Source organism: Nonomuraea sp. NPDC049758, assembly GCF_040674635.1.
In the GTDB taxonomy this organism is placed as follows: Bacteria; Actinomycetota; Actinomycetes; order Streptosporangiales; family Streptosporangiaceae; genus Nonomuraea.
In genome coordinates this window covers 364942-389885 of the sequence record NZ_JBFAMZ010000004.1, presented here as the reverse complement: position 1 = coordinate 389885, position 24944 = coordinate 364942, and the positions used below count along the sequence as shown (strand labels likewise).

Below are 24944 nucleotides of genomic sequence, written 5' to 3'. Positions count from 1 at the left end.
CCGAGATCTACTACGACGACCAGGCCGACCTGTCGATCATCCAGGGGCGTCACGTGGCCGTGCTGGGGTACGGCAGCCAGGGCCACGCCCACGCGCTCTCCCTGCGTGACTCCGGCGTCGACGTGCGCGTCGGCCTTCCCGAGGGCTCCAAGAGCCGCGAGAAGGCGGAGAACGACGGGCTGCGGGTCGTCACCCCGGCCGAGGCGGTGGAGGAGGCCAACCTCACCATGATCCTCGCGCCGGACCACATCCAGCGCCACCTGTACGCCGAGCACGTCGCCCCCAACCTCGTCGAGGGCGACGCGCTCTTCTTCGGCCACGGCCTCAACATCCGCTACGGCCTCATCGAGGCGCCCGAGGGCGTCGACGTCTGCATGGTCGCCCCGAAGGGCCCGGGCCACTTGGTCCGCCGCCAGTTCGAGGCCGGCCGCGGCGTCCCGTGTCTGGTCGCGGTCGAGAAGGACGCCTCCGGCAAGGCCCTCGACCTGGCGCTGTCGTACGCCAAGGGCATCGGCGGCACCCGCGCCGGCGCGCTGCGCACCACCTTCACCGAGGAGACCGAGACCGACCTGTTCGGCGAGCAGGCCGTGCTGTGCGGCGGCGTCTCCGAGCTGATCAAGGCGGGCTTCGAGACCCTCATCGAGGCCGGCTACCAGCCCGAGGTCGCCTACTTCGAGTGCCTCCACGAGATGAAGCTCATCGTCGACCTCATGTACGAGGGCGGCATCTCCAAGATGTACTGGTCGGTCTCCGACACCGCCGAGTACGGCGGCTACACCCGCGGCCCGCGCGTCATCACCGACGAGACCCGTCAGGAGATGCGCCGCATCCTCGGCGAGATCCAGGACGGCACCTTCGCCCGGCAGCTCGTCGAGGAGTTCGACGGCGGCCAGAAGGAGTTCACGCGTCACCGCGAGGAGCTGGCCGAGAACCCGATCGAGAAGACGGGCGCGAAGCTGCGTCCGATGATGAGCTGGCTGAAGGGCTGACCTTTCGCCGTACGTCGCCCGCCTGCTGCACGGTCAGCGGGCGGGCGATGCTTTTCGCCCGTTTTCGGGGGTTCTCTGGCGAGGCGATGGCATGATGCCGGGATGCCTTTCGATCACAACGATCACTACCACCCGGCGATGGCGCGGCTCGTGCCCGAGGGGGCCAGGACGGCGCTCGACGTCGGCTGTGGCACCGGGCGGTTCGCGCGGCGGCTGGCGGGCCTCGGGATCGAGGTCGACGCGGTCGACCCGGCGTCCGAGGTGATCGAGGCCGCCTCGTCGGCGCCGGTGAGCGGGGTGCGGTTCCTGTGCGCCGACGTCACGCGCATGGAGCTGCCCGCGGGGCGCTACGACTACATCTCCTGCCTGGCCAGCCTGCACCACATGCCGTTCGCGACCGTGGCCGCCTTCCGGGACGCGCTGGCGCCCGGCGGGGTGCTGGCCGTCCTCGGGTGCTACGCGGAGCGGACGGCCGCCGACTTCGCGTGGAGCCTGGCCGCCATACCGGTGAACGCGGCGGCCCGGGTGGTGGTGGCGGCGGGGGAGCGCGTGGGCGGGGCGCGTGCCGGGTCCGTGCCCGCGCCGGTGCGGCCGCCGGACATGTCCTTCGCGGAGGTACGGCGGGAAGCGGCGTCCCTGCTGCCCGGCTTCTCCCTGCGCCGGCTGCTCTTCTGGCGCTACCTCCTGACCTACCACAAACCCGCCACGTAGGGTCATCCGTTCGGACCTACCGCAAACCCGCCACCTCGGGGCTGCCGGGGTGACCTGTCGCGAGGCGCGGCCCCTCGGGCTTGCGGCGCTGACCTGCCGCAAGGCGCCCGGCTTCCCGCTTACACGGCTGACCGGCCGCGTGGGTGCGGGCCCGCGCGGTGGGTCGCGGTGAGGGCCCAGGCGGCGATGGCCGCCGCGACCGTGGCCGGGGCGATGAACGGGGTGACGGCGGCGTGCAGGCGCAGCGCCGAGGCCGCGACGACGGCGCCCGAGACCACGCAGAGCACCACACCCAGCGGGCGCAGCACCCCCGAGCGCGGGCCGACCGCCCGGCCCGCCAGGCTGGTCAGCGTGCCCGTGACGTAGGTCGTGGACAGCCCGGGGCCGCCCGCCCAGCGCGTGACCGCGCTCTGCAGGCCCATCGCCGTCCCCGAGGCGGCGATCAGCGCCGGATGTGGCAGCACGCGCGCGGCCCATCCGGCCGCCACAACCAGCAGCAGCGCCAGCTCCGCGAGCAGCACCACCAGCGGCCGCACGGGCACCCCGATCGGCACTCCGACCGGCCCCTCCGCAGGCTCCCTGGCCTGCACCTCCACGCGTTCCCGGTCCAGCCCCTCCGCCCGTTCCCTGCCCGGCGCCGTCGCGGGCTCCTGGGGCTGTGCCTCCGTCGGGGTGCGGGCGGGTGGGGTGGTGGGCCGCGGGGGCGGGGGAGCGCGTCCTGCGGGGGTGGTGCCGCCCAGCAGGGTGAAGCCGATCGCCAGACCCAGGCAGAACGTGGTCAGGGCGATTCCCGAGCGGATGACGTGCGAGGTGTCGCCGGTGCCGAGCGCCAGGCCGAGCAGGACGACGTTGCCGGTCATGTTCGCGGTGAACACCTGTCCGAGCGCGAGAAAGCTCAGCGCGTCGACGGCCCCTGCCGCGAGCGCCAGAGCGAGCATGGAGAACCGTCCGAAACGCATACCCTGAGCACTATAACGATTACTCTGGGTGATTAGTCAACGGGGTGGCGGGACAGCTGCGAGCTCTCGGGAAGCGTGATAATAATACCGGTATAGTTATCGCGCCGAGGGCTGGGAGGCCGCTGTGATCACGCTCAAGACCGCCGGGGAGATCGACGCCATGCGGGAGGCGGGCCGTGTCGTGGCCAACGTGCACGCCGCCGTCAAGGAGCGGGCCGCCGCCGGGGTGTCGCTGCTGCAGCTCGACGAGGTGGCCCGCGAGGTCATGCACGAGGCCGGGGCGCGGTCGTCGTTCCTCGGCTACCACCCGTCGTTCGGGGCCATGCCGTACCCGGGGGTGGTGTGCACGTCCGTGAACGGGGTCATGCTGCACGGGTTGCCCACGCCGTACCGGCTGCGCGAGGGCGACGTGCTGAGCGTGGACTTCGGCGCGCACATCGACGGCTGGCACGCCGACGGCGCGGTCACCTTCACCGTCGGGCCCGGCCGCGCCGAGGACCTCAAGCTCATCCGGGTGGCCGAGGAGACGCTGGCGGCGGGCATCGCGGCCGCCGTGCCGGGCGGCCGGATGGGTGACATCGGGCACGCGATGTCGCTGGTCGGCCGCGGCGCCGGCTACGGCATGCAGAACGACTTCGGCGGCCACGGCATCGGCCGGGCCATGCACGAGTCGCCGTTCGTGCCCAACGAGGCCCGCCCCGGACGCGGCCTGCGGCTGCGCCCCGGACTGGTGATCGCCATCGAGCCGAGCCTGATGGCGGGCGGCGACGACGAGTACGTCATGGCCGAGGACGGGTGGTCGGTGTGCTCCGGCGACGGCAGCAGGAGCGCCCACGTCGAGCACACGGTGGCCATCACCGCTGACGGCCCGGTGGTTCTCACCCTCCCCTGACGCCTCCCGTCAGCGCCCGGTCACGGCGGGGCCGGATATTCCTCTGCCGCGTACACCGATCGGTCAAGAAGGGCGAGCTGTGTCACCCCTTCCCCCAAGCCGCGTATTTGCGCTGGTAAAGACAGAAATAGCGGCGTTTGTTGAAAGAGGGCCTAGGGCAAATCTCCTCCCGATAGCTACGGAGAGTAGTCGATAGGTATCAAGGAGAATCGATATGTTCAGACAAGGGCTCATCCTGGCCGGGCTCGTCGGCGGGATGGTCATGGTCGGCGGCTCCGCTCTAGCGGCGACCCCTCACATGGCCTTCGTCCCTCACTCCGACGAGGACCCGGGCCGGGTTCTCTTCGTCTGCGGTGACGAGAACATCTTCGCCCGTGGCGAGGTCGACAACAGCACCAGCGGCGTGCTCGTCCTCGAGACCGGCGACATCCTGAGCCAGATCCTCGGCATCAAGAGCAAAGACACGAAGTGCGCCGTCAGCTGAAGTAATTCCTCAGCGGCTGAACTGCGCGACTAAGGGGCCTGCCCGCCGGGGCAGGCCCCTTTGTCGTGCCCTTTTCGGGGTCCCGATGCGGAAGCAGAAGGTTCGGGCCGTGCTGCCGGAGGGGGCGGGCCCGGCCGCGGTCCGGTGTGCGGGGGGACGTGCGGCGCGGGCCCGCCGGGAGGGGAGCGTGCCGGGCATGCGGTGGGACGACCGGCTTGGGGGTGGGGGCCGGTGACGGCCCGGCGCTCCCGGGGTCAGGGGTTCGCCACGGCGTTGAATCCGAATTCTGGCGCGCCCATGTCGGCTATGTAGTGAAAATGCGGACTATATCTGGAGCTCCAGGTGATCGGATCGTGATGACCATCCTGTCGAGCCGGGTGAACTGCGGCGGCCCACCGGGCATGCGGAGGCCGCCGGGGGGCGTTCACCGGTTCGTCAGCACTGGGCCGGCTTCAGCCACGAGCACTCCAGGTCGCCTGCCGTGCCCTGGTCTGCGGCCTTGAGCTGGGCGGTGACGTCGGTCGCCGTCGCCCGCGAGAACTGCGCGAGCCGTACGGCGATCTTGTCCTCGATGTCCTTCGGCGAACCGGACAGGTACTGGTTCAGCATGATCGAGAAGATCAGCGGCTCGCCCTCGGCGCTGGTCACGTAGCCGGACAGCGAGGTCACGCCGGTCAGCGAGCCCGTCTTGGCGTGCACGTTGTTCGCCGCGGGGGTGTTCCGCATCCGGCTGCGCAGCGTGCCGCCGGTGAAACGGTCGGCGTTGCCGGCGATGGGCAGGGCCTCGTACCAGGTGCTGAACCACGGCTTGGTCCGTACGGCGGTCAGGAGCTGGACGATCGAGTCCGGCGAGAAGCCGTCGCGGCGCGACAGGCCGGAGCCGTCCCGCATGTTGATCACCTGGGCGCCGTTGGCCTTCGCGAAGTCCGTGGCGACCTTCAGCCCGGCCGACCAGGTGCCCTGGTTCGCGGCCTTGCGGCCCATGGCCTTGGTGAGGATCTCGGCGTGCATGTTGTTGCTCAGCTTCAGGAACGGCACCAGCAGCTCGCTCAGGGGCATCGAGTCGTGCCTGGCCAGCTCGGCCGCCCCGGCGGGAGCCGTGCCCGTCGCCGTCGGGCCGAGCACCCGTACGCCGTGCGCGGCCAGCGCCTTGCGGAACAGCGAGGACACGTAGGCCGTGGGGTCGTCCACCGCCACCCACTCCTGGTACGGGTCGGCGACCGTGCCGGTGATCACGACCGTCCGGGTGCCGTGCTGCCGCTCGATGAGGACGTCGGTCTCGGCGCCCACGGTGGCCTTGTTGACGATCTTCAGGTAGTCGGTCGCCGGGGTCGTCGAGACCTTGACCTGGCCGCCGTCGGCCTCGACCGAGACGATCACCGAGCCGGCGTCGTAGTCGCGGTCGGGGGAGGCGGTCAGCGCGGAGATCGGCGCCGCGTAGTAGGCGGTCTCGTCGTCCCAGGCCCAGTCGGTGCCGAGCCGCTGGCCGTCGAACCAGGTGTCGTCGGCGATCAGCTTGCCCGTGACGACCTTGACGCCGGCCGCCGCGACCTTGGCCGCCAGCGCGTCGTAGTCCTCGGCGAGCATGGTCGGGTCGCCGGTGCCGCGCAGCACGAGGTCGCCGGTGAGCACCGAGCCGACCTTGCGGCCGGCGTTCAGCACGGTGGTCGGGAAGCGGTAGTCCAGGCCGAGCGTCTCCACGGCCGCCGCCGAGGTGAACAGCTTGGTGTTGGACGCCGGGGTCATGAGCTTGCCGGCGTCGGTGGCGTAGAGCTGCTCGCCGTTCGCGGCGCTCTTCACGACGACGCCCGCCCTGGCGATCGTGAGCCGGGAGTCGCCGAGGATCTGGTTGATGTCCTGGGTCAGGTCGGCCACGCCGGGCGAGGGGTCGAGGGCGACCGCCGGTGTGGAGGGGCCGGACGCCCACGCGAGTGCCGCGACGAGCGTGCCCGCGAGGAGGGAGGCTGAGGTGCGCCGCATGTGGTCTCCAAGGGACTGGGGGATCGCATGTGAGCATGAATCAGCGCAGTCGCCGTGTAATCCGCAAATATCCGTATTTCTGAAGCCGGCTCGGCGCCCCAGCGCCTATCGGCGCATAACCCCAGCGGCCCGGCGCGAGGGCGCGTCCTGGGCGGAGGCAGGGAGGGCGCGTGACGTGGCCGGGATGCGGGGTCGGGGGTCAGGCGGAAGGGTGGCCGGAGGCGAGGAGGAAGCCGCAGTCGCCGAAGGCGATCTCGTCGCCCGACTTGACCCGGACGGGCCCCACCAGCCGCCACCCGTTGAGCCGGGTGCCGTTGAGCGAGCCGAGATCGACCAGCAGCCAGCCGCCGTCGCCCTCCCGCCGCAGCTCGGCGTGCACGCGCGACACCGTCAGGTCCGACAGGACGAGGTCGCAGGCCGACCCCCGGCCCACGACGTAACGCAGCCGGTCGTCGTCCGGCAGCGCCAGCCGGGGCAGCCGCGGCCGCCGCCAGGCCGCCTGCAGCCGGGTGGTGAGTTCCGACACCGACGAGACCGCGTCCGTCAGCCGCTGCCTGATCGTGGGCCGGCGCGGCAGGTCGGCGACCAGCTCGTCGAGCTCGTGCTGGTTGCGTGCCCGCAATGCCTGGTCGACCCGGCCGACGAAGGTGTCGTGGGAGATCCGGCCCTCCACGGCCCGGTGCTTGAGCTCGTCGATCGCGCGGTCGCGTTCCCCGTCGGAGGCGCGGAACGGCGGTTGGGTGGAGCTCATGTCCCGAGTATCGGCCTGAACGGCGTTCCGTGTCCAGAATACGCGAATCAGTTGCGATGGCCATACTCAGTATGCATACTCAGTATCCATGTCGATCAGACACGGACTGCTCGCCCTGCTGAGCAGCGCACCGCGTTACGGCTATCAGCTCCGGGTGGAATTCGAGGCGTCGACGGGGGCGACCTGGCCGCTCAACATCGGCCAGGTCTACACGACGCTCGCCCGCCTGGAACGTGACGGCCTGGTGGCGCCGGGTGGAGCCGACGAGCAGGGCAGGGCCGTCTACACGATCACCGAGGCCGGTCGGGAGGAACTGGAGCGATGGTTCAGCACCCCCGTCGACCACTCCGACCGGCCTCGGGACGAACTCGCCATCAAGATCGCGATGGCCGTCGCCGCCACCGACGTGGACGTGGGCGCGGTCATCCTGGCCCAGCGAATGGCGACCATGCGCACGCTCCAGGACCTGACCAGGGCCAAGAGGGCCGCCGGTGACGGCCTCGCCCAGCGGCTCGTCCTGGAATCGATGATCTTCAAGGCCGAGGCCGAGCAGCGCTGGCTCGACCACTGCGAGGCCGTTGTCAAGGAGAAGAACCAATGACTGTGGTGGAGCTGCGGGACGTGACCCGCGAGCACGGCCAGGTGCACGCCCTGCGCGGCGTGAGCCTGGAGGTGGCACAAGGGGAGCTCGTCGCGGTCATGGGCCCGTCGGGCTCGGGGAAGTCGACGCTGCTCAACGTGGCCGGCGGCCTCGACCGGCCCACGTCGGGCACGGTCCGGATCGAGGGCCGCGACCTGGCCGGGGTCCGCGACCTGGCCGCACTGCGACGCGGCAGCGTCGGGTACGTCTTTCAGGACCTCAACCTGATCCCGTCCCTGACGGCCGCCGAGAACGTGATGCTGCCCAGGGAACTGGACGGCGTCCGCGCCGGCCAGGCCCGCCGGGAGGCGCTGGCCGTCCTGGCCGACGTGGGCGTCGACCAGATCGCCGACCGGTTTCCCGAGGAGCTGTCCGGCGGCCAGCGTCAGCGCGTGGCCATCGCCAGGGCGCTGGTCGGCGAACGGCGGCTGCTGCTGGCCGACGAGCCGACCGGCGCGCTCGACACGGCCACCGGCGACGAGATCCTGCACCTGCTGCGCAACCGCTGCGACGAGGGCGCGGCGGTGCTGCTGGTCACCCACGAGCCGCGCTACGCGGCCTGGGCGGACCGGGTGGTCTACCTGCGGGACGGCCTGATCGCCGAGGCGTCGGCGGTGCGGATGGAGAGCTCGCGATGAGCGCCTTCCTCGCCGCCCTGCGCATCTCCCGCAGGGACGCGTCACGCTTCAAGGGCCGCAGCGCCCTGATCATGGTGATGATCGGCCTGCCCGTCCTGGTGATCACGGCGGTGCTCACCGGCGCCGCCACGACCAGCGTCACCCCGAAGGAGCGGGCGGTCACGCGCTTAGGGGCGGCCGACGCCCGCCTGATCACCTTCCCGTACCGCGCCCCGGTCCGGCAGGACTACAGCGGCGACTCCGCGTACCAGCCGAAGAGCGGCACCTCACAGCGGCCGTGGACGCCCGCGGAGATCAACACGCTGCTCCCGGGCCGCCTGCTGCGCTACCAGACGAGCCTGGCCAACGTCCGGCTGCCCGACGGCTTCAACCAGGCGGACGTCGTGGAGGTCGATCTGCGCGACCCCATGACGGCCGGGATGCGCATCCTGGAGCAGGGCCGCTACGCCGCCGCGCCCGGCGAGGTGACGATCTCGCCGAAGATGGCCGACCTGGGCGTCCGGGTGGGCGACACGCTCACCTTGCGGCGGCCGGACCGCACCGTGAAGGTGGTCGGCGTCGCCGAGAATCCCAACCGGCCCGGCATCCTGGAACTGTTGGCCCTGCCCGAAGGGGTGCTCGTCCACCAGAACGACGGCAACAGCAGCGGCTGGCTGGTCGACACCGCCGGTCCGGTCCTGCGGTCGAAGGTGTCGCAGCTCAATGACGCGGGCCTCGGCGTCACCTCCCGCGCGGTGCTCGACGCCCACAAGGACGACGACTCCCGCGGGAACCCGAATGACACCCGCGACCTTGTCCAGCTCGGCGTGGTGATCGTGTTCGTCGTGATGGAGACAGTGCTGCTGGCAGGGCCGGCGTTCGCCGTGGGGCTGCGGCGGCGGCGCAGGGAGCTGGCGGTGATCTCCGCACAGGGCGGGTCGCCCCGGCATCTGCGCATGATCGTGCTGGCCGACGGCCTGGTGCTCGGCGGCGCGGCGGCCGTGCTCGGGGTCGTCCTGGGCATCGGCCCCGGCCTGCTCGTCGAGTCGGTCGCGGCCAGGGAACTGGACTGGTCGCACGGGCCGGCCGACGTGCCGTGGCTGCCGGTGCTCGGCGTGGCGGCGCTCGGCCTGGTCAGCGGGCTGATCGCGGCGATCGTGCCCGCGGTGCAGGCGAGCCGGCAGAACACCGCGCAGGTGCTGTCTGGCCGGGCCGCCGAGGTCCGCGGGCGCGCCCGGCGCCCCCTGCTCGGGATCGTGCTGGTGGCGGCCGGGCTGGGCGCGATCGGATACGCCATGACCAGGGGTCAGGTGACGATGATCGCGGCCTTCGTGCCGTTCGTGTTCGGCATGGTGGCGTTGATGCCGTGGCTGGTCCAGGCCACCTCGCGGATCGCCGCCCGGCTGCCGCTCCCGCTGCGCCTGTCCGTGCGCGACGCCGCGCGCCACCGTGTCCGTACGGCCTCGGCCACCGCCGCGGTCATGGCGGCGACCATGGGGGCGGTCGCGATCGGCATCGGCAGCAGCAGCGCGTACGCCCAGCAGGAGGAGCAGAACGTCACGGTGTTCCCGCTGGGCACCACGGTGATCGGCGGCGCCACGGAGATGGACGGCCAGACGTGGGCCCGGCTGAAGGACGCCGTCCGCGCCCGCTTCCCCGGCACCGACATCGTCACCGGGCACGAGGCGACGGACGCCAAGGGCCGGGACCTCTGGTTGACCGTGCCGCGGACGTGCGAGCCGGCATGCGCGCAGCGGTTCTACGACCAGCCGCCGATCGGCGGGGCGGACCTGCTCGCCTTCCTCCAGAAGCGCCGGGACCCGCAGGCGGCCGCCGCGCTGGCGGCGGGCAAGGCCGTGGCGTTCAGCCCGGACGTGGTGCGCGACGGCACGATCGAGCTGACCATGAGCGACAGGGACTCCGACACCATCAAGGAGCGGAGGCGGATCCGGATCCCGGCCGTGGTGTCGAGCGGCGCCGACCCCCGGCAGGCGGGCGCCATGATCCCGCCGCAGGCGCTGGCCAAGGCCGGCCTCGGCACGGTCGAGCGGCTGCTCTACACCGCGTCCCCGCCGCAGGACGAACGGCGCATGGAGGCCGACCTGCGGGGTGAGGTGAACGGCAACCTGTACCTGAACGTCGAGCGGGGGAAGGCGGAGGACCGCGCCTTCGCCCTGCTGGTGCTGCTCGGCGCGGCGCTGGTCCTGGTGCTCGGGGGCACGTTCGCGGCCACCGGGCTGGCGGCGGCGGACATGCGTCCTGACCTGAACAACCTGTCGGCGGTCGGCGCGGCGCCCCGGGTGCGCAGGCTGGTGGTGGCCGCCCAGGCCGCCTACATCGCGGGCCTGGGCGCGGCGGTTGGCCTCGTCGCCGGCGCGGTGGCCGGTGTCGCGCTGACCTGGCCGATGACCAGGATGGGCTCAGGCGGCATGCACGGGCTGCTGGAGGGGCCGGGCGCGATCGACGTCCCCTGGTCGTTCCTGGCCGTGGTCGTGCTGGGCCTGCCGCTGGTGGCGGCCCTGGTGGCCGGGCTGTTCACCCGGACACGCCTGGTGCTGGCCCGTCGGGTGGCCTGAGCCGGTACCGCAGCGTCACCAGCACGGACAGGAAGATGATCAGCGCCGGGACCGCGGTCTGCCCGACGAGGACCGCGGTCACGGCGCTGTCCGGCTGCTGGACGGGCGTGCTCGCGTCGGACTCGACGAACCCGCCGATCGACAGGATGACCCCGAAGATCAGCGCCCCGAACGAGCTGACGCCGCTCTCGATGGCCGTCCACAGCCCGGTCAGCACGCCGGCCCGCCGCTTGCCCGACTCGGCGGCGTCGGCGGCGACCACGTCGGCCAGCATCGAGAACAGCATGAGCTCGACCCCGGCGATGCCGATGCCGACGAGCAGGATGGTCAGATGGGCGTACAGGGGGCCGAACAGCGGGGTCGCCATGGCCGCCGCCGTGCCGCCGCCGAACAGCAGCGCGGCCAGGATCATCGCGCCGCGCTTGTCGAAGCGCCGGGCCAGCCACACCCACAGCGGCATGGTCAGCAGCATCGGCCCGACCAGCGCCGCGAAGAGCGTCTGCGTGCTCTTCGGCGACCCCAGCGTGTACGACGCGAAGTACGGCGCCGCGGCCAGCATCATGCTGACGGCGAGCATCTGCAGGCAGGCCATGACGGTCAGCCACAGGAACGCCCGGTTGCCCCTGATCGCCGCGAGCTGCTCGCGCCACCCGCCGTGGTCGGCCTCCGGCGCGCCGGTCATGGGGGCGCGGGCGGTGCCGAAGAACGAGCCGAGCATCGAGGCCAGCAGGATGAGGGCGATCGTCAGGCCCATCAGCCGGTAGCTGCCGAGCGTGCCCTTCTCGCCCTGACCGGTGGCGATCATCGGGGCCAGCACGCCGCTGATCGCGGTGGCCGCGCCGATGAAGACCATCCGCCACTGCAGCAGCGAGGTGCGCTCGTGGTAGTCGTCGGTCATCTCGCCGGGCATGGCCTTGTACGGCACCTCGTACAGCGCGTACGCGGTCGCCGTCGCCATGAAACAGAGCCCGACGTACAGGGCGGCCGGGACCCCGGTCAGCGGCGGCCCGGCGAAGACGAGGAAGAACGCGACGGGCAGCGTCAGCGACCCGGCCAGCAGCCAGGGGCGGCGCGGCCCCATCCGCGAGACGGTCCGGTCCGACCAGCGGCCGACCAGCGGGTTGATGATCAGGTCCCAGACCTTGGGCGCGGTGACCACCACGCCGGCCAGCCAAGCGGGCACGGCCAGGAAGTTGGTCATGTAGTACAGCAGGAGCAGGCCGGGCACGGCGCTGACCGTGGCCGTGCAGAAGGAGCCCACGCCGTAGCCGAGGCGCACGCCCCTGGAGACCGTGGGCGCGCTCACCGGCGATGTGATCATGAGGCCCATTCAAGCCGAGCGAGGGCTTGTTCGGTAGGGCCCAGTTTCCCGGGCCCACCGGCTACTCGCCCGTGTCGGCTACTCGCGCACGTTGGCGCAGACCACGTGCGCGCCGATCTCGATCATCCGGCGCTCGCTGCGCGCGTCGGCGACCCTGGCCATGAGGATCGGCGCGCCGCTGGCCGCGAACTGCGGCAGGCGGGCGCGTACCAGGCGGTGCAGGTCGCGGACGACGTCCTCGGCGGCCGACATGTGCACCTTGACGTGCAGCATGATCCCGGTCGCCCCGGACGCGGTGCCCGCCTCGGAGATCCACACGTGGTGCACGAGCGGGAAGTCGCCCAGCAGCTGCGCGATGGCCTGCCGCAGCGCCGGCAGGATCGGGTGCGTGCACCGGCGGTAGCCGGGGTCCACCTGCTGCATCGGCCCCGACAGGTGGGGCCGGGGCGCGGGGACCCACGGCAGAGCGGGCGCCTGCGGGGTGGGCGGGGCCACCTGCGCCAGCGAGGGCACGCGCGAGACGGTGGCCATGGCGCCGGTCGCGTAGGCGGCGGGCGCCGCCCCCGACAGGACGGGTGTGGGCCCCGAGCGCGTGCCGGTGAGGAAGCGCTGGAGATCGTCGATGGGCACGGCCGCGGCTGCGGGGCCCGCGGCGTCGATCACGATCTCCGGCACGCCGGTGACGCGCTGGATGTCCAGGATGGTGTCGGCGTCGCACACCGACAGGGAATGGCTGCCGCGGTGCCTGGCGTAGGTAGCAGGGCTGGTGTACCCGAGCAGAACCCGGTCACCCGCCTGGGTCGTCCCAAGGACGACCGATCGATCTGGTCGCACTGCCACCAGGACTCCACCGTCGGCGAGGGCCGCCAGCAGGCGATGAGGCATGCCATGCTGTGCGAGCACGTCGGCAAGCGCAGGATTCCCGATGCTCATATGACGAACCATAGGTAGTCGGCCACGGCTTATCAGGCTAATGGCCAATAAATCCCCCGATCAAGACAAAGATGTGTGCAGAGTGGATGACTTTGTTGCCGCCTGGGTACCGGAGCCCCGTCCCGGGGGGTCGCGACGCCGAGCGGGCCGTCTCAAATCGTGGGTCCCTCGTGAACGCGTTCACAAGCGCGGATAGACTCTGAGGGATCCGAGGGGCCCAGCGACGTGTCCCTCCAGCCCGCCGCATGCCCCTAAGGATCCACGCCTGTGAACAAGCCCGTCGTTCTGGTCGCAGAGGAGCTGTCCGAGGCCGGCCTCGCCGTGCTCGGCGCCGATTTCGAGGTCCGCCACACCGACGGAGCGGACCGTTCCCAGCTTCTGCCCGCCCTCGCCGACGTGGACGCCCTGATCGTGCGCTCCGCCACGCAGGTCGACGCCGAGGCCATCGCCGCCGCGCCGAAGCTGCGCGTGGTCGCCCGCGCCGGCGTCGGCCTCGACAACGTCGACGTCGAGGCCGCCACCAAGGCCGGTGTCATGGTCGTCAACGCGCCGACCTCCAACATCACCAGCGCCGCCGAGCAGACCATCGCGCTCATCCTGGCCAGCGCCCGCAACACCGCCCAGGCCCACGCCGCGCTGAAGAACGGCGAGTGGAAGCGCTCGAAGTACACCGGCGTCGAGCTGGACGAGAAGGTCGTCGGCATCCTCGGTCTCGGCAAGATCGGCCAGCTCGTGGCCCAGCGGCTCCAGCCGTTCGGCGTCGAGCTGATCGCCTACGACCCCTACCTGCCGCCGGCCCGCGCCGCGCAGATGGGCGTCAAGCTGCTCAGCCTCGAAGAGGTGCTCAAGCAGGCCGACTTCATCACCGTGCACCTGCCGAAGTCGAAGGAGACCCTCGGGCTCATCGGCGACAAGGAGCTGCACGAGGTCAAGCCGTCCGTGCGGATCATCAACGTGGCCCGCGGCGGCATCGTGGACGAGGCCGCGCTCTACTCGGCGATCAAGGAGGGCCGCGTCGCGGGCGCCGGCCTTGACGTGTTCGCCAAGGAGCCGTGCACCGACAGCCCCCTGTTCGAGCTGGACCAGGTCGTCGCCACGCCGCACCTCGGCGCCTCCACGCACGAGGCCCAGGAGAAGGCCGGCACGCAGGTCGCGCGGAGCGTGAAGCTGGCGCTGGCGGGCGAGTTCGTGCCCGACGCGGTCAACGTCCAGGGCGGCGCGGTGGCCGAGGACGTCAAGCCGGGCCTGCCGCTGGCCGAGAAGCTGGGCCGGGTGTTCACCGCCCTGGCCGGCGAGGTCGCCACCAAGCTCGACGTCGAGGTCCGCGGCGAGATCGCCTCCCAGGACGTGCGGGTCATCGAGCTGGCCGCGCTCAAGGGCGTGTTCGCCGACGTGATCGAGGAGCAGGTCACGTACGTCAACGCGCCGCTGCTGGCCAAGGAGCGGGGCATCAGCGTGGAGCTGGTGACCAGCTCCGAGAGCCCCGACTGGCGCAACGTGGTGACCGTGCGCGGCGTGCTCGCCGACGGCCGCCAGATCTCGGTCTCCGGCACGCTGTCCGGCCCCCGGCAGATCACGAAGATCGTCGAGGTCAACGGCTACGAGATGGAGATCGAGCCGACGGCCCACCTGTCGTTCTTCGCCTACACCGACCGTCCCGGGGTCGTCGGCGTGGTCGGCCGGCTGCTCGGCGAGGCCGGCGTGAACATCGCCTCGATGCAGGTGGCCCGCGACGTCAAGGGCGGCAAGGCGCTCATCGCGCTGACCGTCGACTCGGCCATCCCGGCCGTCGTGATCGACCAGATCGCGGCCGAGATCGGCGCCGAGAGCGGCCGTTCGGTCGACCTGGAGGACTGACCTCGCGACCTGAGGACTGAGCCCCCGATCGGGGGGAAGGCCGTCACCTGGACCGTTCCGGGTGGCGGCCTTTTCTTGTCTCAGAATGCGAGATAGTAGGACATCCAACGAGACAGCGAAACAGCCGCCGGGTACCGTGTATGGAAATGCGCCAGGTTCTCGTACTCATTACCTGCCGCGGCGGGGCCTGTTAGGGCAGGCCGACGACCCGCCGCGGTGAGTGGTGATGCCGTCGGCCGGTCAGTCCCTTCCCCTTCGCCCGGTCCGTGACCCGGACCCGCGAGAGCAGGCCCGGTCGGATTCGCGACCGGGGTCCGACGCCCCCTTTTCTGGAACGCGCCAGCGAAACGAGATGAGCGACATGTACGAGATGTACGCCTGGAACCGTACCGAAGAGAACGAGAACGAGGCCGCCGAGGCCCTGCAGACCGCCCTCGACCGCAGGGACAACGGCGGCGCCCCCCAGAACTCCGCCCGGTAGCGCCGCCCTCAGACCCGCGCCGCGGCGTGGGCCAGGGCGAGCGCGCCGAGCAGCGGCGCGTCGTCCGTGAACCGGCCGGGCCGGATCTCCGGCGGGAACGGCACGGCGCGCCGCACCTCCCCGGCCAGCCTGGGCACGATCAGCCCGGCCGCGCCCATCATGCCGCCGCCCAAGACCAGCACCTCGGGGTCGAGGGTGACGCACAGGTTCGCCACGGTCATGGTCAGCACCGACAGCGCCTGCGCCACCAGCTCCGCCAGCGGCCCGGAACGCGCGGCGAGCACCTCCTCCGCCGTGGTCGCGCGGCCGAGCAGCGCGCCGCCCCTGGCCGCCAGCCCCGCGCCGGAGACCAGTTCCTCCAGCGGCGCCCGCCCGTCGGCGAAGGCCGCCTGCCCCGGCGTGACCTGGAGGTAGCCGATCTCGCCCGCCGCGCCGTGCGCGCCGGGCGTCACCCGGCCGCCGACCACCAGGGCCGCCGCCAGGCCGGTGCCGAGGTTGAGATAGACGCCCGTGGAGACGCCGCGCAGCGCGCCCCACCGCAGCTCGGCCGCCGCCGCCGCGTTCACGTCGTTGTCGATGGCCACCGGCGTCGCGCCGAACTCCTCGCGCAGCAGCCTGGGCAGCTCCAGCCCTTCCCAACCGGGGACGTTCGGCGCCAGGCGCACCACGCCGTCCCTGATCACCCCGCAGGTGGAGAAGCCGACCGCGGCCGGCCACCCGTCCAGGGCGCGGGCCGCGGCGAGGGCCCGGACGAGCGTGTCCGGGCCGGTCTCCAGCCGGGTGCGCCCGGCGACCACGGGCCCGTCGGAGCCTGAGACCCCGATCGCGACCTTGGTCCCGCCGACGTCGATGCCCAGGACCCGGCTCACCGCGCGGCGCCCCTGCGGGCCAGCGAGTCGATCGCCACCGCCAGGGCCAGCACGCCGGCCGTCACCATGAACCGGACGGAGGAGTCCACGCTCAGCAGGTACATGCCGTTGGTGATCGACTGGATGACCAGCACCCCGAGCAGCGCGGCGTAGGCCCGCCCCCGTCCGCCGAACAGGGACGTGCCGCCGATGACCGCCGTGGCGATGGCCATGAGCAGGATGTCGCTGCCGCCCGACCCCTGGTTGACCGCCGACAGCCGGCTGGCGGCCAGCACGCCGCCCGCCGCCGCCAGCGTCGAGGCCAGCACGAACGCCAGGATCCTGATCCTGGTCACGTTGATGCCCGCGCGCCTGGCGGCCTCGGCGTTGCCGCCGACGGCGTACAGGTGGCGGCCGAACGCGGTGTGCCGCAGCACCAGGTCGAGCAGGACCACCAGCGCGCCGAAGAGCACCAGCAGCAGTGGCACGCCGCGGTCGGCCGACATGACCGCCACCGCCGCGCCGAGCACGACCGCCAGCCCGCCCGCCGTCACGGGGACCTGCCAGGCCGGCGCCACGGGCAGCCCGGCGGCCAGCCGCGCCCGCCTGGCCAGCGTGGCGATCCCGGCGTGACCGCCGGCCAGCCCGATCACCAGCGCCCAGGACAGCCATCCCGGCAGCCAGGTGTCGCTCAGCCCCGAGATGAACCCGTTGAACGGCAGGTTGATCGTCCCGCCCTGGCGCAGCAGGTAGAGCAGCAGCCCGAGCCAGCCCATCAGCCCGGCCAGCGTGACCACGAACGACGGCATCCGCAGCTTGGTCAGCATGAGCCCGTGCAGCAGCCCGATCGCCGCGCCGGCCGCCAGCGCGAGCAGGATGGCGAGCAGGGCGTTCCAGTCCTGCTTGACGTGCGCGATCGTCATGATCGTGGCGCACAGGCCGCTGACCGAGCCGGCCGACAGGTCGATCTCGCCGAGCAGCAGCACCATCATGACGCCGAGCGCGATCGTGCCCGTGGCGGCCATCTGGAGTGCCAGGTTGGTGAGGTTCTCGGGCGACAGGAAACGTTCGTTGAGCGTGCTGAACACGATCGTGATCGCCACCAGGCCGCCGACCACCGGCCAGGCGCCGGCCTCTCCCTGGCGCAGCCGTCCGGTCACCGTGATCGGCATCGCCGTCATTCGCCCGCTCCTGTGATCGCGGCCACGATCTCCTCGCGGGAGGCCTCGGCCGTACGGAACTCACCGGCGTTGCGTCCGAGACGCAGCACCACCACCCGGTCGCTCACCTCGCGCACGTCGGCGAGGTTGTGCGAGATGACCAGCACCGCGAGCCCGCGCTCGCGCAACCGCCTGATCAGCGCCAGCACCTGGGCCGTCTGCTCGACGCCGAGCGCGGCGGTCGGCTCGTCCAGGATGACCAGCCGGGGTTCGCCGAGCAGCGCCCTGGCGATGGCCACCGACTGCCGCTGGCCGCCCGACAACGTCGACACCGGCACCCTGATGTCGCCGATGCGCACGTCGAGCTGGGCGAGCAGGTCGCGGGTCGCGCGTTCCATGCTCAGGTGGCGCAGCACCGACCAGCGGCGGCGTTCGGCGCCGAGGAACAGATTGGCCACGACGTCGAGGTTCTCGCAGAGCGCGAGGTCCTGGTAGACGGTCGAGATGCCGAGCGCCTGCGCGTCGTGCGGGGTGGCGACGCGCACCGGCGCGCCGTCCACCGTGATCTGGCCCTCGTCCGGCACGACCGCGCCGGAGATGGTCTTGACCAGCGTCGACTTGCCCGCGCCGTTGTCGCCCATGAGCGCCACGACCTCGCCGGGACGCAGCTCCAGCCCTGCCCCGTCGAGCGCCCGCACCGCTCCGTACCGTTTGGAGATCCCGGTCGCCGCGATCATCTACTCGATGCCCGCCTTCGCGCAGGCGGCCTTGACCTCGGCCGTGCAGATCTGGTCGGCCTTGTAGAACCCGTCCTTCACGATGGTGTCCTTGATCTTGTCGGCGGTGACCGCGATGGGGTCGAGGAGGAAGGCCGGGATGTCGGCCGTGCCGTTGTTCACCTTGGAGGTGGCGGCGGGCTGCTCGCCCTTGGTCAGGGCGACGGCCAGCTCGGCGGCCTTCTCCGCCTCTCTCCTGATGTCCAGGTAGATGGTCATGTACTGCTCGCCGGTGAGGATGCGCTGCACGGCGGCCAGCTCGGCGTCCTGGCCGGTGATGGGCGGCAGCTCCTTGTAGCCCGCGCGCTTCATGGCCGCGATGGCGCCGCCCGCCATGCCGTCGTTGGCCGACAGCACGCCGACGATCTGGTCCCGGCCGATGGCGGTGATCGCCTGCTCCATCTGCTGCTGCGCCTTGTCGGGGCTCCAGTCGGGGGTGTCGAACTCCCTGCCGACCTTGACCCTGCCGTCCAGGACGCTCTTGGCGCCCTTCTTGTAGTCGGCCGAGCTGGGGTCGGTGGGCGAGCCGTGGATCATCACGATCTGGCCCTTGGCCGTGGTGCCCTTGGCGTTCATGGCGTCGAGCAGCGCCTGACCCTGCATCTCGCCCACCCGTACGTTGTTGAACGAGACGTAGTAGGCGTAGTCGATCCCCGAGATCAGCCGGTCGTAGGCGACCACCGGGACCTTCTTCTGCCTGGCCTGGTTGACCAGGGGCGCCACTGCGTTGGCGTCCACGGCGTCCAGGACGAGCACGTCGGCGTCCTGGGTGAGCGCGGCCTCGACCTGTTGTTGTTGTTTGGCCGCGTCCTGCTCGGCGTTGCCGTAGATCACCTTGCAGGCCGGGCACAACGCCTTGACCTTGGCCTCGAACAGCGGGCGGTCGAAGGCTTCGTACCGGGTGGTCTTGGATTCGGGGAGGAACAGGGCGATCGTCCCGCCCTGCCGCGGCCCGTCGGCCTGAGTGGCCGTCGTGCCGGTGGTGGTGCTGTTCCCGCAGGCGGCGGCCAGCAGGACCGCCGCCGCGGGGATGAGTCGCCAAGCTCGGTGCATCGCACTTCGTCCTCTCAGAAGATGCCCGCCCCCGCTTGGTAAGAAAGGTAGTTTACTATCAGGCGTGTTGGCTAGAGTGCACCTCGGAGGGAGGCCGGACATGCGACGCGACCTGGCGAATCCACGGCTGCTGCGGGTGCTCAACGAACGCCGTCTGCTCGACCAGCTGCACGAGCACGGCCCCGCCTCGCGCGCCGACCTGGCCAAGAGCACCGGCCTGTCCAAGCCCACGGTCTCGGCCGCCCTGGCGGGGCTGGCCGAGGACGGCCTGGTCCACCTGGTGGGCGAGGTGTCCGGACGGCCCGGCCCGGTCTCCTCGCTCTACGACGTGAACGCCGCCTCGACGCACGTCGCCGGGATCGACATCGGCCGCGACTGGATCAGGGTGGCCGTGGCCGATCTGCGCGGCGCGTTCGCGGGGCGTACCGACGGCCGCAACACGGCCCGCACGTCGGCCGAGCTGGCCGCGCTGGTCGGCGAGCTGGCCGCGGCGGCGGCCCGCGAGGCCGAGGTCGAGTGGCGCTCGATCACCTGCGCGGTGGTGGGCTCGCCCGGTGTGTACGACCCCGTGCGCGGCGGCCTCGACTTCGCCCCCAACCTGCCCGGCCCGCCTGACCTGGCCGACCGGTTGCACGCCGCCCTGGGCGTCGACCTCGTCATCGAGAACGACATCAACCTGGCCGCCGTCGGCGAGCACGTTCACGGGGCCGGGCGGGGCAAGGCCAACTTCGCCCTGGTGTCCATCGGCACCGGCGTCGGCATGGGCATCGTGATCAACGGCGAGCTGTACGTCGGGGCGCGGGGGGCGGCGGGCGAGGTGTCCTACATCCCGGCCGCCGAGGAACCCCCCGCCCCCGCCCCACCGACCGGCCCTTTCACGCACGCCGCCGACCCCTTCGCCCAGGACGCCGACTCCTTCGCCGAGGACGCCGACTCCTTCGCGCACGACGGCGACCCCTTCACGCACGGGGCCACCGAGGCGGCCACCTCCGCGCCCGGTGTGGTGCGCGCCGCCCGGGCGGCGGGGCTGGAGCTGGAGACGGCGAGGGAGGTCTTCGCCGCCGCCGCCGAGGGGAACGCGGCGGCCAGGTCGGTGGTGGAGGCCGAGGGCCGGCGCATCGGCGGGTTGCTGGTGGCCGTGGCCGCCGTGCTCGATCCGGAGGTGATCGTGCTGAGCGGGGGAGTGGGGCGCAACCTCGACCTGCTGGGCGCGTCCGTGGAGCGCCGCATCGCCGAGCTCGGGCCGCTGCGCCCGCGGGTGGTGGCCAGCGCGCTGGGCGACAGCGGCGTGCTGCTGGGCGCGGTCGCCCACGCCAAGTCCCGCGCCTGGGACCTCATCTTCGACGCCCGCAAACACTGACCTTCAGCCCCGCCTCCCCTGTAGGCCGGTAGCTCCGCGCCCTGGGGTACCAACAGCCAGCCCCTCTTCCCTGTAGGCCGGTAGCTCCGCGCCCCGAGGTGCCGACTCCCAGCCCCCGCCTGTGGGAGGGGGGTTTGGGGCGATGCGGGGGAATGGGGGCGCGCTTACGATATGGGGGTGGCCGGCCTCCTTCGTTCTGTGTGGCGCGAGCCTCGTCCTCCCGGCCCGCCCCTGCGGGTGTGGCGTGACTGGGCGCTCGTCGCGGTGCTCGTGCCGGCCGCGGTGATCGAGGGCGTGCTGCGGCCCGACCTCCGCTGGCCGGTGGTCTCGACGGCCGTCACCGTCGCGCTGATCCCCACGCTGCTGTGGCGCAGGACCAGGCCGCTGCTCATGGTCGCGCTCGTGTTCGGCGCCACCACCCTGGCCCCGCTGCTGACCGGCGGCGAGCCGGTGGAGACGTACACGCTGGCGTTCGTCACGATCGTGCTCTACGCGCTGTTCCGGTGGGGCTCCGGGCGCGAGGCCGTGATCGGGATGGCGGCCGGGCTGGTCGCGGTCGGCCTGTCGCTGGTGTCCGGACGCATGGCGCCCGGCGACGTCGTCCCGGCGCTCGGCGTGCTGGTCGCGACCGTCGGGCTGGGCAGCGCCTTCCGCTACCGGGCCGGCGCGCGGCTGCGCGAGCTCGACCAGGTCAAACTGCTCGAACGTGAACAGCTCGCCCGCGACCTGCACGACACCGTCGCCCACCACGTCTCGGCCATGGCCATCCGCGCCCAGGCGGGCCTGGCCACCGCCGCCTCCGAGCCGGGCGCGGCCACCGACGCGTTACGGGTGATCGAGGCCGAGGCGTCGCGCACGCTCGCCGAGATGCGGGCCATGGTCCGGGTGCTGCGCAGGAACGAGCCGGCGGAGCTGACCCCGGGCCGCCACCTCGACGACCTGCGGCGGCTCGCCGGACGCCCGCGCGTCGGCCCGGCCGTCGAGGTGGAGATCGCGGACGGGCTCGGCGACCTGCCGCCCTCGGCCGGCGCGGCGCTCTACCGCATCGCCCAGGAGTCGATCACCAACGCCCGGCGGCACGCCCGTCACGCCACCCACATCACCGTCCGGGTCACCGCCGACGACGCCGCCGTACGCCTGACCGTGAGCGACGACGGCGACCGCGCCGGCGGGGTCGCCGCCCCCGGCTACGGCCTGATCGGCATGATCGAACGCGCCGCCCTCCTCGGCGGCACCTGCGAGGCCGGCCCCAACCCCAACCGGGGCTGGACGGTCACCGCCGTCCTGCCGAAGGAGACCGCATGAACGCCCGGCGGGAGGCTGCGGGAAGCGACCCGGAGGGCACGGAGGCCATCCGGGTGCTGGTGGCCGACGACCAGGAGATCGCCCGTACCGGGCTCAGGATGATCCTCGACGCCCAGCCCGGCATCGAGGTCGTCGGCGAGGCCGGCGACGGCAGGCGGGCCGTCGAGCTGGCCCGCCGCCTGCGCCCCGACGTGTGCCTGTTCGACATCCGCATGCCCGGCCTCGACGGCATCGCGGCCACCCGCGAGCTGGCCGGCCCCGACGTCGCCGACCCCATGGCGGTCGTCGTGATCACCACGTTCGACCTCGACGAGTACGTCTACGCCGCCCTGCGCGCCGGAGCCAGGGGTTTCCTGCTCAAGGACGCCGGCCCGGCGCTGCTCGCCCAGGCGGTGACCGCGGCGGCCGGCGGCGAGGCGCTCATCGCTCCGAGCGTGACCGCGCGCCTGCTGGCCGCGTTCGCCGGGGCCGGGCGTACGGAGGCGCCCGCGCAGCCGGTCGAGGCGCTCACCGGCCGCGAGGAGGAGATCCTGCGCGCCGTGGCCCGCGGCCGGACCAACAGCGAGATCGCCCGCGAGCTGCACATCTCGCTCAGCACGGTCAAGAGCCACGTCGCGAGCCTGATGACCAAGCTCGGCGTGCGCAACCGCGTCGAGATCGCCATGTGGGCCTACGAGACCGACCGCGTACGCACCTGACCTCCAAGGGTTCTGCGGACGACCCACTCGGCCACCGCCAGGTTGATCACCCAGCCCGCGCCGACGAGCAGCGCCCGGCCGAGCTCGCCGGGCGGCCCGAAGGCGGCCAGCCCGAACGCCAGGGTGAACGCCTGCGTGCCCGCGCCGAGCCCGATCGCGTACCCGCGGGTCATCCAGGCGCGATGCCGGGCCACGTCGCGCCGCCGGATCGCGGCCAGGCCGAGCAGGAGGCAGGCGGCCATGGCCGTCCCGAACAGCAGCCGGAAGGCGGCCAGCAGCGTCCCGTCGCCGGCGGGAAGGTCGGAGAAGAGCGTCAGCCACACCCCCGACAACGCCGCGACCAGCCCGCACGCCACCAGCACCCGCCCCGCCGCGCGGTGCCACCCCGGCCGCCCGGCCCGGAACCGGGCCTGGAACTGGAACGTGCCGAGGACGCAGAACACCAGGGAAGCCGGGATGTGCAGCAACACCGGCACGGGCATGGCGAAGAAGCGCGCGTTGTCCGCCGTGACGGGGGCGCCGGCGGCCAGTTCGGTCAGCCGGAGTGCGCCGGCGACCAGCGGGACGACGCTGAGCGCGAGCAGCCCGGCGGGTGCGATCCATCTCATGCCCGAGAGCGTGCCGTCCGCGCCCGTGCCCGGTCATCGCGCGGACGGCCGGTCCTGATTCGCACCATCGGCGGGCGGGCGGTCGTACTTTCGGCCATCGAGCCGTCGCCTTTCGACCGTTGAGCGTCCGCGCAGGTCACGCCCACACTGGCGGCACATCAGCGGCACGAGGGAGAAAACGATGAAGGCGTACGTCCTGCGCTCGTTCGGCTCGCCCGACCAACTCGTCCTGACCGACGTGGAGCGGCCCGTGCCGCGCGACGACGAGGTGCTGGTCCGGGTGCGGGCCACGTCCGTGCAGCCCTACGACTGGCACTTCATGCGGGGGGAGCCGTACCTGGCCCGGGTCATGGGCGGCGGGGTCGGGCTGCGACGGCCGCGCATCGCCGTCCTCGGGGCCGACGTGGCGGGGGAGGTCGAGGCGGCCGGCAAGGACGTCACGCTGTTCCGTCCCGGCGACGAGGTGTACGCGATGTCGCTGGGGGGCGGCTTCGGCGAGTACGTCTGCCTGCGGCAGGGCGAGGTGGCGCCCAAACCGGCGGGCCTGTCGTTCGAGCAGGCGGCGGCGGTGCCGATGGCGGCCAACACCGCGCTGATCGCGCTGCGTGACGAGGGACGCCTCCAGCCGGGCCAGAAGGTGCTGGTCAACGGCGCGTCCGGCGGCGTGGGCACGTTCGCCGTGCAGCTCGCCAAGGCGCTGGGGGCGCACGTCACGGGCGTGTGCAGCGGGCGGAACGCGGACCTGGTCCGCTCGCTCGGCGCGGACGACGTCATCGACCACACCAAGGAGGACTTCGCGGCCTCGGGCCGGCGCTTCGACCTGCTGCTCGACGTGGCGGGCGGCCGCCGGGTAGCGGACTGCCGCCGCGTGCTGACCAGGCAGGGCACGTACGTGCTGGTCGGCGGGCCGGCCGGCCGCTGGGTGCAGCCGGCCGGCCACATGTTCGCCGCGCTCGCGTCGGGGCCCTTCGTCCCGCAGCGGATCGTCAGGGCGGACGTCGTCCGCTGCGGGAGCAACAGGGCGAACCTGCTGATGCTGACCGGGCTGATCGAGCGGGGCGCGGTCACCCCGGTCATCGACAGGACCTTCCCCTTCGGCGAGCTCCCGGCGGCCGTCCGCTACCAGGAGGAGGGGCACGCCCCGGGGAAGGTCGTCGTCACAGGGTCGCGGTGAGCATGGCGGGGGCGGGGGCCTTCTGGAGCTGCTTGTAGTCGGCCCAGCGCTTGACGCCCTTGGGGTCGGGGCGTACCGCGCCGACGAAGGCCTGCCTGCGCCACTGCGACAGGCGTTCCTCCTTCACCACGTCGCCGGTGTGGGGGGAGTGGACCATGTAGCCGGGCTTGGAGATCATTCCGACGTGGCCGAGGCCGCTGAAGAACACCAGGTCGCCTGGCTTGAGGTCCTTCCAGGCGATCTTCCTGGAGAAGGCGCCGTACTGCTCCGCGGCGGTTCTGGGGAGCTCGATGCCGGCGTCCTCGTAGGCCCGGAGCATGAGGCCCGAGCAGTCGTAGCCCCGTTCGCTGGCGCCGCCCCACACGTACGGGGTGCCGCGCTTGTCCATGGCGTATTCGAGGGCGACCTTCCAGGCCGGTTTCGGCACGTGCCGTTCCTGGACCTGTTTCACCTGGGGGCCGGTGAGGGTGATGGAGGGGGTGGGGGCGGCCGGAGCGGCGGGAGCCGCGGGAGCGGCAGGCACGAGACCTGCGGCGCCCGCTGCCACCGCCACAAGGATGGCGATGCTAGACAGGGGACTGTCCTTCCACGTGGCCGACCGGGTTAGCTGACGGGCTCGGGCCTGGAAGTAGCCCTACGGCGGCTCCTCGGGGGGAGGCGCAGCCGATTCGCCCCGGGGGGAAAGGTGGGTCCCCGGCTCCACGCAGCGGCTGCGTGGATTAGGCTCGACGGACTCTAACGAAACGGTCAAAAGGTCGCAATCCCCCCAAA

The 24944-nt window shown here is 72.3% G+C and carries 24 protein-coding genes and 1 riboswitch; of the genes, 13 read left to right on the top strand and 11 right to left on the bottom strand.

The annotated features are described in order from the left end of the window. Positions 1-5 precede the first annotated feature (5 nt). Positions 6-989 (top strand): ketol-acid reductoisomerase, encoded by a 984-nt coding sequence (ilvC, locus tag AB0J46_RS13305; protein ID WP_352319077.1) that lies wholly within the window; start codon positions 6-8, stop codon positions 987-989. Between the two features lie 102 nt (positions 990-1091). Next, positions 1092-1700 (top strand): class I SAM-dependent methyltransferase, encoded by a 609-nt coding sequence (locus tag AB0J46_RS13300; RefSeq protein WP_364330515.1) that lies wholly within the window; start codon positions 1092-1094, stop codon positions 1698-1700. A 119-nt stretch (positions 1701-1819) separates the two neighbouring features. On the opposite strand, the gene AB0J46_RS13295 is transcribed toward AB0J46_RS13300, so the two are convergent. Beyond that, the gene (locus AB0J46_RS13295) at positions 1820-2659 is read right to left on the bottom strand and encodes a YoaK family protein (RefSeq protein WP_364330512.1); all 840 of its coding nucleotides are present in this window, start codon (positions 2657-2659) and stop codon (positions 1820-1822) included. A gap of 124 nt (positions 2660-2783) precedes the next feature. On the opposite strand from AB0J46_RS13295, the gene map reads away from it, so the two are divergent. Both map and AB0J46_RS13285 read left to right on the top strand, forming a co-directional pair. Beyond that, entirely contained in the window at positions 2784-3551 is a 768-nt protein-coding gene (gene map / locus AB0J46_RS13290; protein ID WP_364330509.1) for a type I methionyl aminopeptidase, read from the top strand. Positions 3552-3765: 214 nt separating this feature from the next. Then, the gene (locus AB0J46_RS13285; protein ID WP_352318980.1) at positions 3766-4035 is read left to right on the top strand and encodes a hypothetical protein; all 270 of its coding nucleotides are present in this window, start codon (positions 3766-3768) and stop codon (positions 4033-4035) included. A gap of 435 nt (positions 4036-4470) precedes the next feature. Here AB0J46_RS13285 and dacB read toward each other — a convergent pair whose 3' ends face one another. Continuing rightward, positions 4471-6015 carry a D-alanyl-D-alanine carboxypeptidase/D-alanyl-D-alanine-endopeptidase gene (dacB, locus tag AB0J46_RS13280; RefSeq protein ID WP_364330506.1) on the bottom strand — a complete coding sequence of 515 codons (1545 nt, stop codon included), beginning with the start codon at positions 6013-6015 and terminating at the stop codon, positions 4471-4473. 199 nt (positions 6016-6214) lie between these two features. Continuing rightward, complete coding sequence (locus AB0J46_RS13275; protein ID WP_364330503.1) at positions 6215-6766, bottom strand: DUF1707 and FHA domain-containing protein; 552 nt, start codon at positions 6764-6766, stop codon at positions 6215-6217. Positions 6767-6854: 88 nt separating this feature from the next. Between AB0J46_RS13275 and AB0J46_RS13270 the strand changes: the two genes are divergently transcribed. The 3 genes from AB0J46_RS13270 to AB0J46_RS13260 are packed head-to-tail and all read left to right on the top strand — an operon-like array spanning position 6855 to position 10599. After that, a complete protein-coding gene (locus tag AB0J46_RS13270; RefSeq protein ID WP_352318985.1) occupies positions 6855-7367 on the top strand; it encodes a helix-turn-helix transcriptional regulator in 513 nt (170 codons plus the stop codon). Next, entirely contained in the window at positions 7364-8044 is a 681-nt protein-coding gene (locus AB0J46_RS13265) for an ABC transporter ATP-binding protein (protein WP_364330500.1), read from the top strand. The genes AB0J46_RS13270 and AB0J46_RS13265 overlap by 4 nt, the downstream gene beginning before the upstream one ends. Continuing rightward, positions 8041-10599: an FtsX-like permease family protein gene (locus AB0J46_RS13260; protein ID WP_364330497.1), complete on the top strand. Its 2559-nt coding sequence runs from the start codon at positions 8041-8043 to the stop codon at positions 10597-10599. Before AB0J46_RS13265 ends, AB0J46_RS13260 begins: the two co-directional genes overlap by 4 nt. On the opposite strand, the gene AB0J46_RS13255 is transcribed toward AB0J46_RS13260, so the two are convergent. Next, complete coding sequence (locus AB0J46_RS13255; protein ID WP_364330494.1) at positions 10559-11920, bottom strand: MFS transporter; 1362 nt, start codon at positions 11918-11920, stop codon at positions 10559-10561. The genes AB0J46_RS13260 and AB0J46_RS13255 overlap by 41 nt on opposite strands. 78 nt (positions 11921-11998) lie before the next feature. Then, positions 11999-12823 carry a hypothetical protein gene (locus AB0J46_RS13250; RefSeq protein ID WP_364330491.1) on the bottom strand — a complete coding sequence of 275 codons (825 nt, stop codon included), beginning with the start codon at positions 12821-12823 and terminating at the stop codon, positions 11999-12001. Between the two features lie 297 nt (positions 12824-13120). Between AB0J46_RS13250 and serA the strand changes: the two genes are divergently transcribed. Then, complete coding sequence (serA, locus tag AB0J46_RS13245; protein ID WP_364330488.1) at positions 13121-14710, top strand: phosphoglycerate dehydrogenase; 1590 nt, start codon at positions 13121-13123, stop codon at positions 14708-14710. 352 nt (positions 14711-15062) lie between these two features. After that, positions 15063-15191, top strand: coding sequence for a hypothetical protein (locus AB0J46_RS13240; protein WP_352318996.1), 129 nt, complete (start codon positions 15063-15065; stop codon positions 15189-15191). Between the two features lie 8 nt (positions 15192-15199). Here AB0J46_RS13240 and AB0J46_RS13235 read toward each other — a convergent pair whose 3' ends face one another. Genes AB0J46_RS13235 through AB0J46_RS13220 form a run of 4 tightly spaced genes read right to left on the bottom strand, consistent with a single transcriptional unit; the run spans position 15200 to position 19028 of the window. Further along, positions 15200-16060: an ROK family protein gene (locus tag AB0J46_RS13235; protein WP_364330485.1), complete on the bottom strand. Its 861-nt coding sequence runs from the start codon at positions 16058-16060 to the stop codon at positions 15200-15202. Further along, complete coding sequence (locus AB0J46_RS13230) at positions 16057-17220, bottom strand: sugar ABC transporter permease (protein ID WP_364330483.1); 1164 nt, start codon at positions 17218-17220, stop codon at positions 16057-16059. The genes AB0J46_RS13235 and AB0J46_RS13230 overlap by 4 nt, the downstream gene beginning before the upstream one ends. Further along, on the bottom strand, positions 17217-17936 hold the full coding sequence (locus tag AB0J46_RS13225) for an ATP-binding cassette domain-containing protein (RefSeq protein WP_352352201.1): 720 nt from the start codon (positions 17934-17936) through the stop codon (positions 17217-17219). Before AB0J46_RS13225 ends, AB0J46_RS13230 begins: the two co-directional genes overlap by 4 nt. Further along, positions 17937-19028, bottom strand: coding sequence for a sugar ABC transporter substrate-binding protein (locus tag AB0J46_RS13220; protein WP_358288620.1), 1092 nt, complete (start codon positions 19026-19028; stop codon positions 17937-17939). Between the two features lie 100 nt (positions 19029-19128). Between AB0J46_RS13220 and AB0J46_RS13215 the strand changes: the two genes are divergently transcribed. The 3 genes from AB0J46_RS13215 to AB0J46_RS13205 all read left to right on the top strand — a co-directional run bounded on the left by AB0J46_RS13215 (position 19129) and on the right by AB0J46_RS13205 (position 22391). Continuing rightward, on the top strand, positions 19129-20388 hold the full coding sequence (locus AB0J46_RS13215) for an ROK family transcriptional regulator (RefSeq protein ID WP_364330480.1): 1260 nt from the start codon (positions 19129-19131) through the stop codon (positions 20386-20388). Between the two features lie 177 nt (positions 20389-20565). Continuing rightward, positions 20566-21693 carry a sensor histidine kinase gene (locus tag AB0J46_RS13210; RefSeq protein ID WP_364330478.1) on the top strand — a complete coding sequence of 376 codons (1128 nt, stop codon included), beginning with the start codon at positions 20566-20568 and terminating at the stop codon, positions 21691-21693. Beyond that, positions 21690-22391, top strand: a complete 702-nt coding sequence (locus tag AB0J46_RS13205; protein WP_364330475.1) for a response regulator transcription factor — start codon at positions 21690-21692, stop codon at positions 22389-22391. The genes AB0J46_RS13210 and AB0J46_RS13205 overlap by 4 nt, the downstream gene beginning before the upstream one ends. Here AB0J46_RS13205 and AB0J46_RS13200 read toward each other — a convergent pair. Next, positions 22364-22999 carry a DUF2306 domain-containing protein gene (locus AB0J46_RS13200; protein ID WP_364330472.1) on the bottom strand — a complete coding sequence of 212 codons (636 nt, stop codon included), beginning with the start codon at positions 22997-22999 and terminating at the stop codon, positions 22364-22366. The genes AB0J46_RS13205 and AB0J46_RS13200 overlap by 28 nt on opposite strands. Before the next feature lie 181 nt (positions 23000-23180). On the opposite strand from AB0J46_RS13200, the gene AB0J46_RS13195 reads away from it, so the two are divergent. Continuing rightward, complete coding sequence (locus AB0J46_RS13195; RefSeq protein ID WP_364330469.1) at positions 23181-24173, top strand: NAD(P)-dependent alcohol dehydrogenase; 993 nt, start codon at positions 23181-23183, stop codon at positions 24171-24173. On the opposite strand, the gene AB0J46_RS13190 is transcribed toward AB0J46_RS13195, so the two are convergent. Then, positions 24157-24720, bottom strand: a complete 564-nt coding sequence (locus tag AB0J46_RS13190; protein WP_358288603.1) for a C40 family peptidase — start codon at positions 24718-24720, stop codon at positions 24157-24159. The two genes, AB0J46_RS13195 and AB0J46_RS13190, sit on opposite strands and share 17 nt — an antisense overlap. 30 nt (positions 24721-24750) lie before the next feature. Beyond that, a riboswitch (cyclic di-AMP (ydaO/yuaA leader) is annotated at positions 24751-24909 on the bottom strand. Positions 24910-24944: the final 35 nt, after the last annotated feature.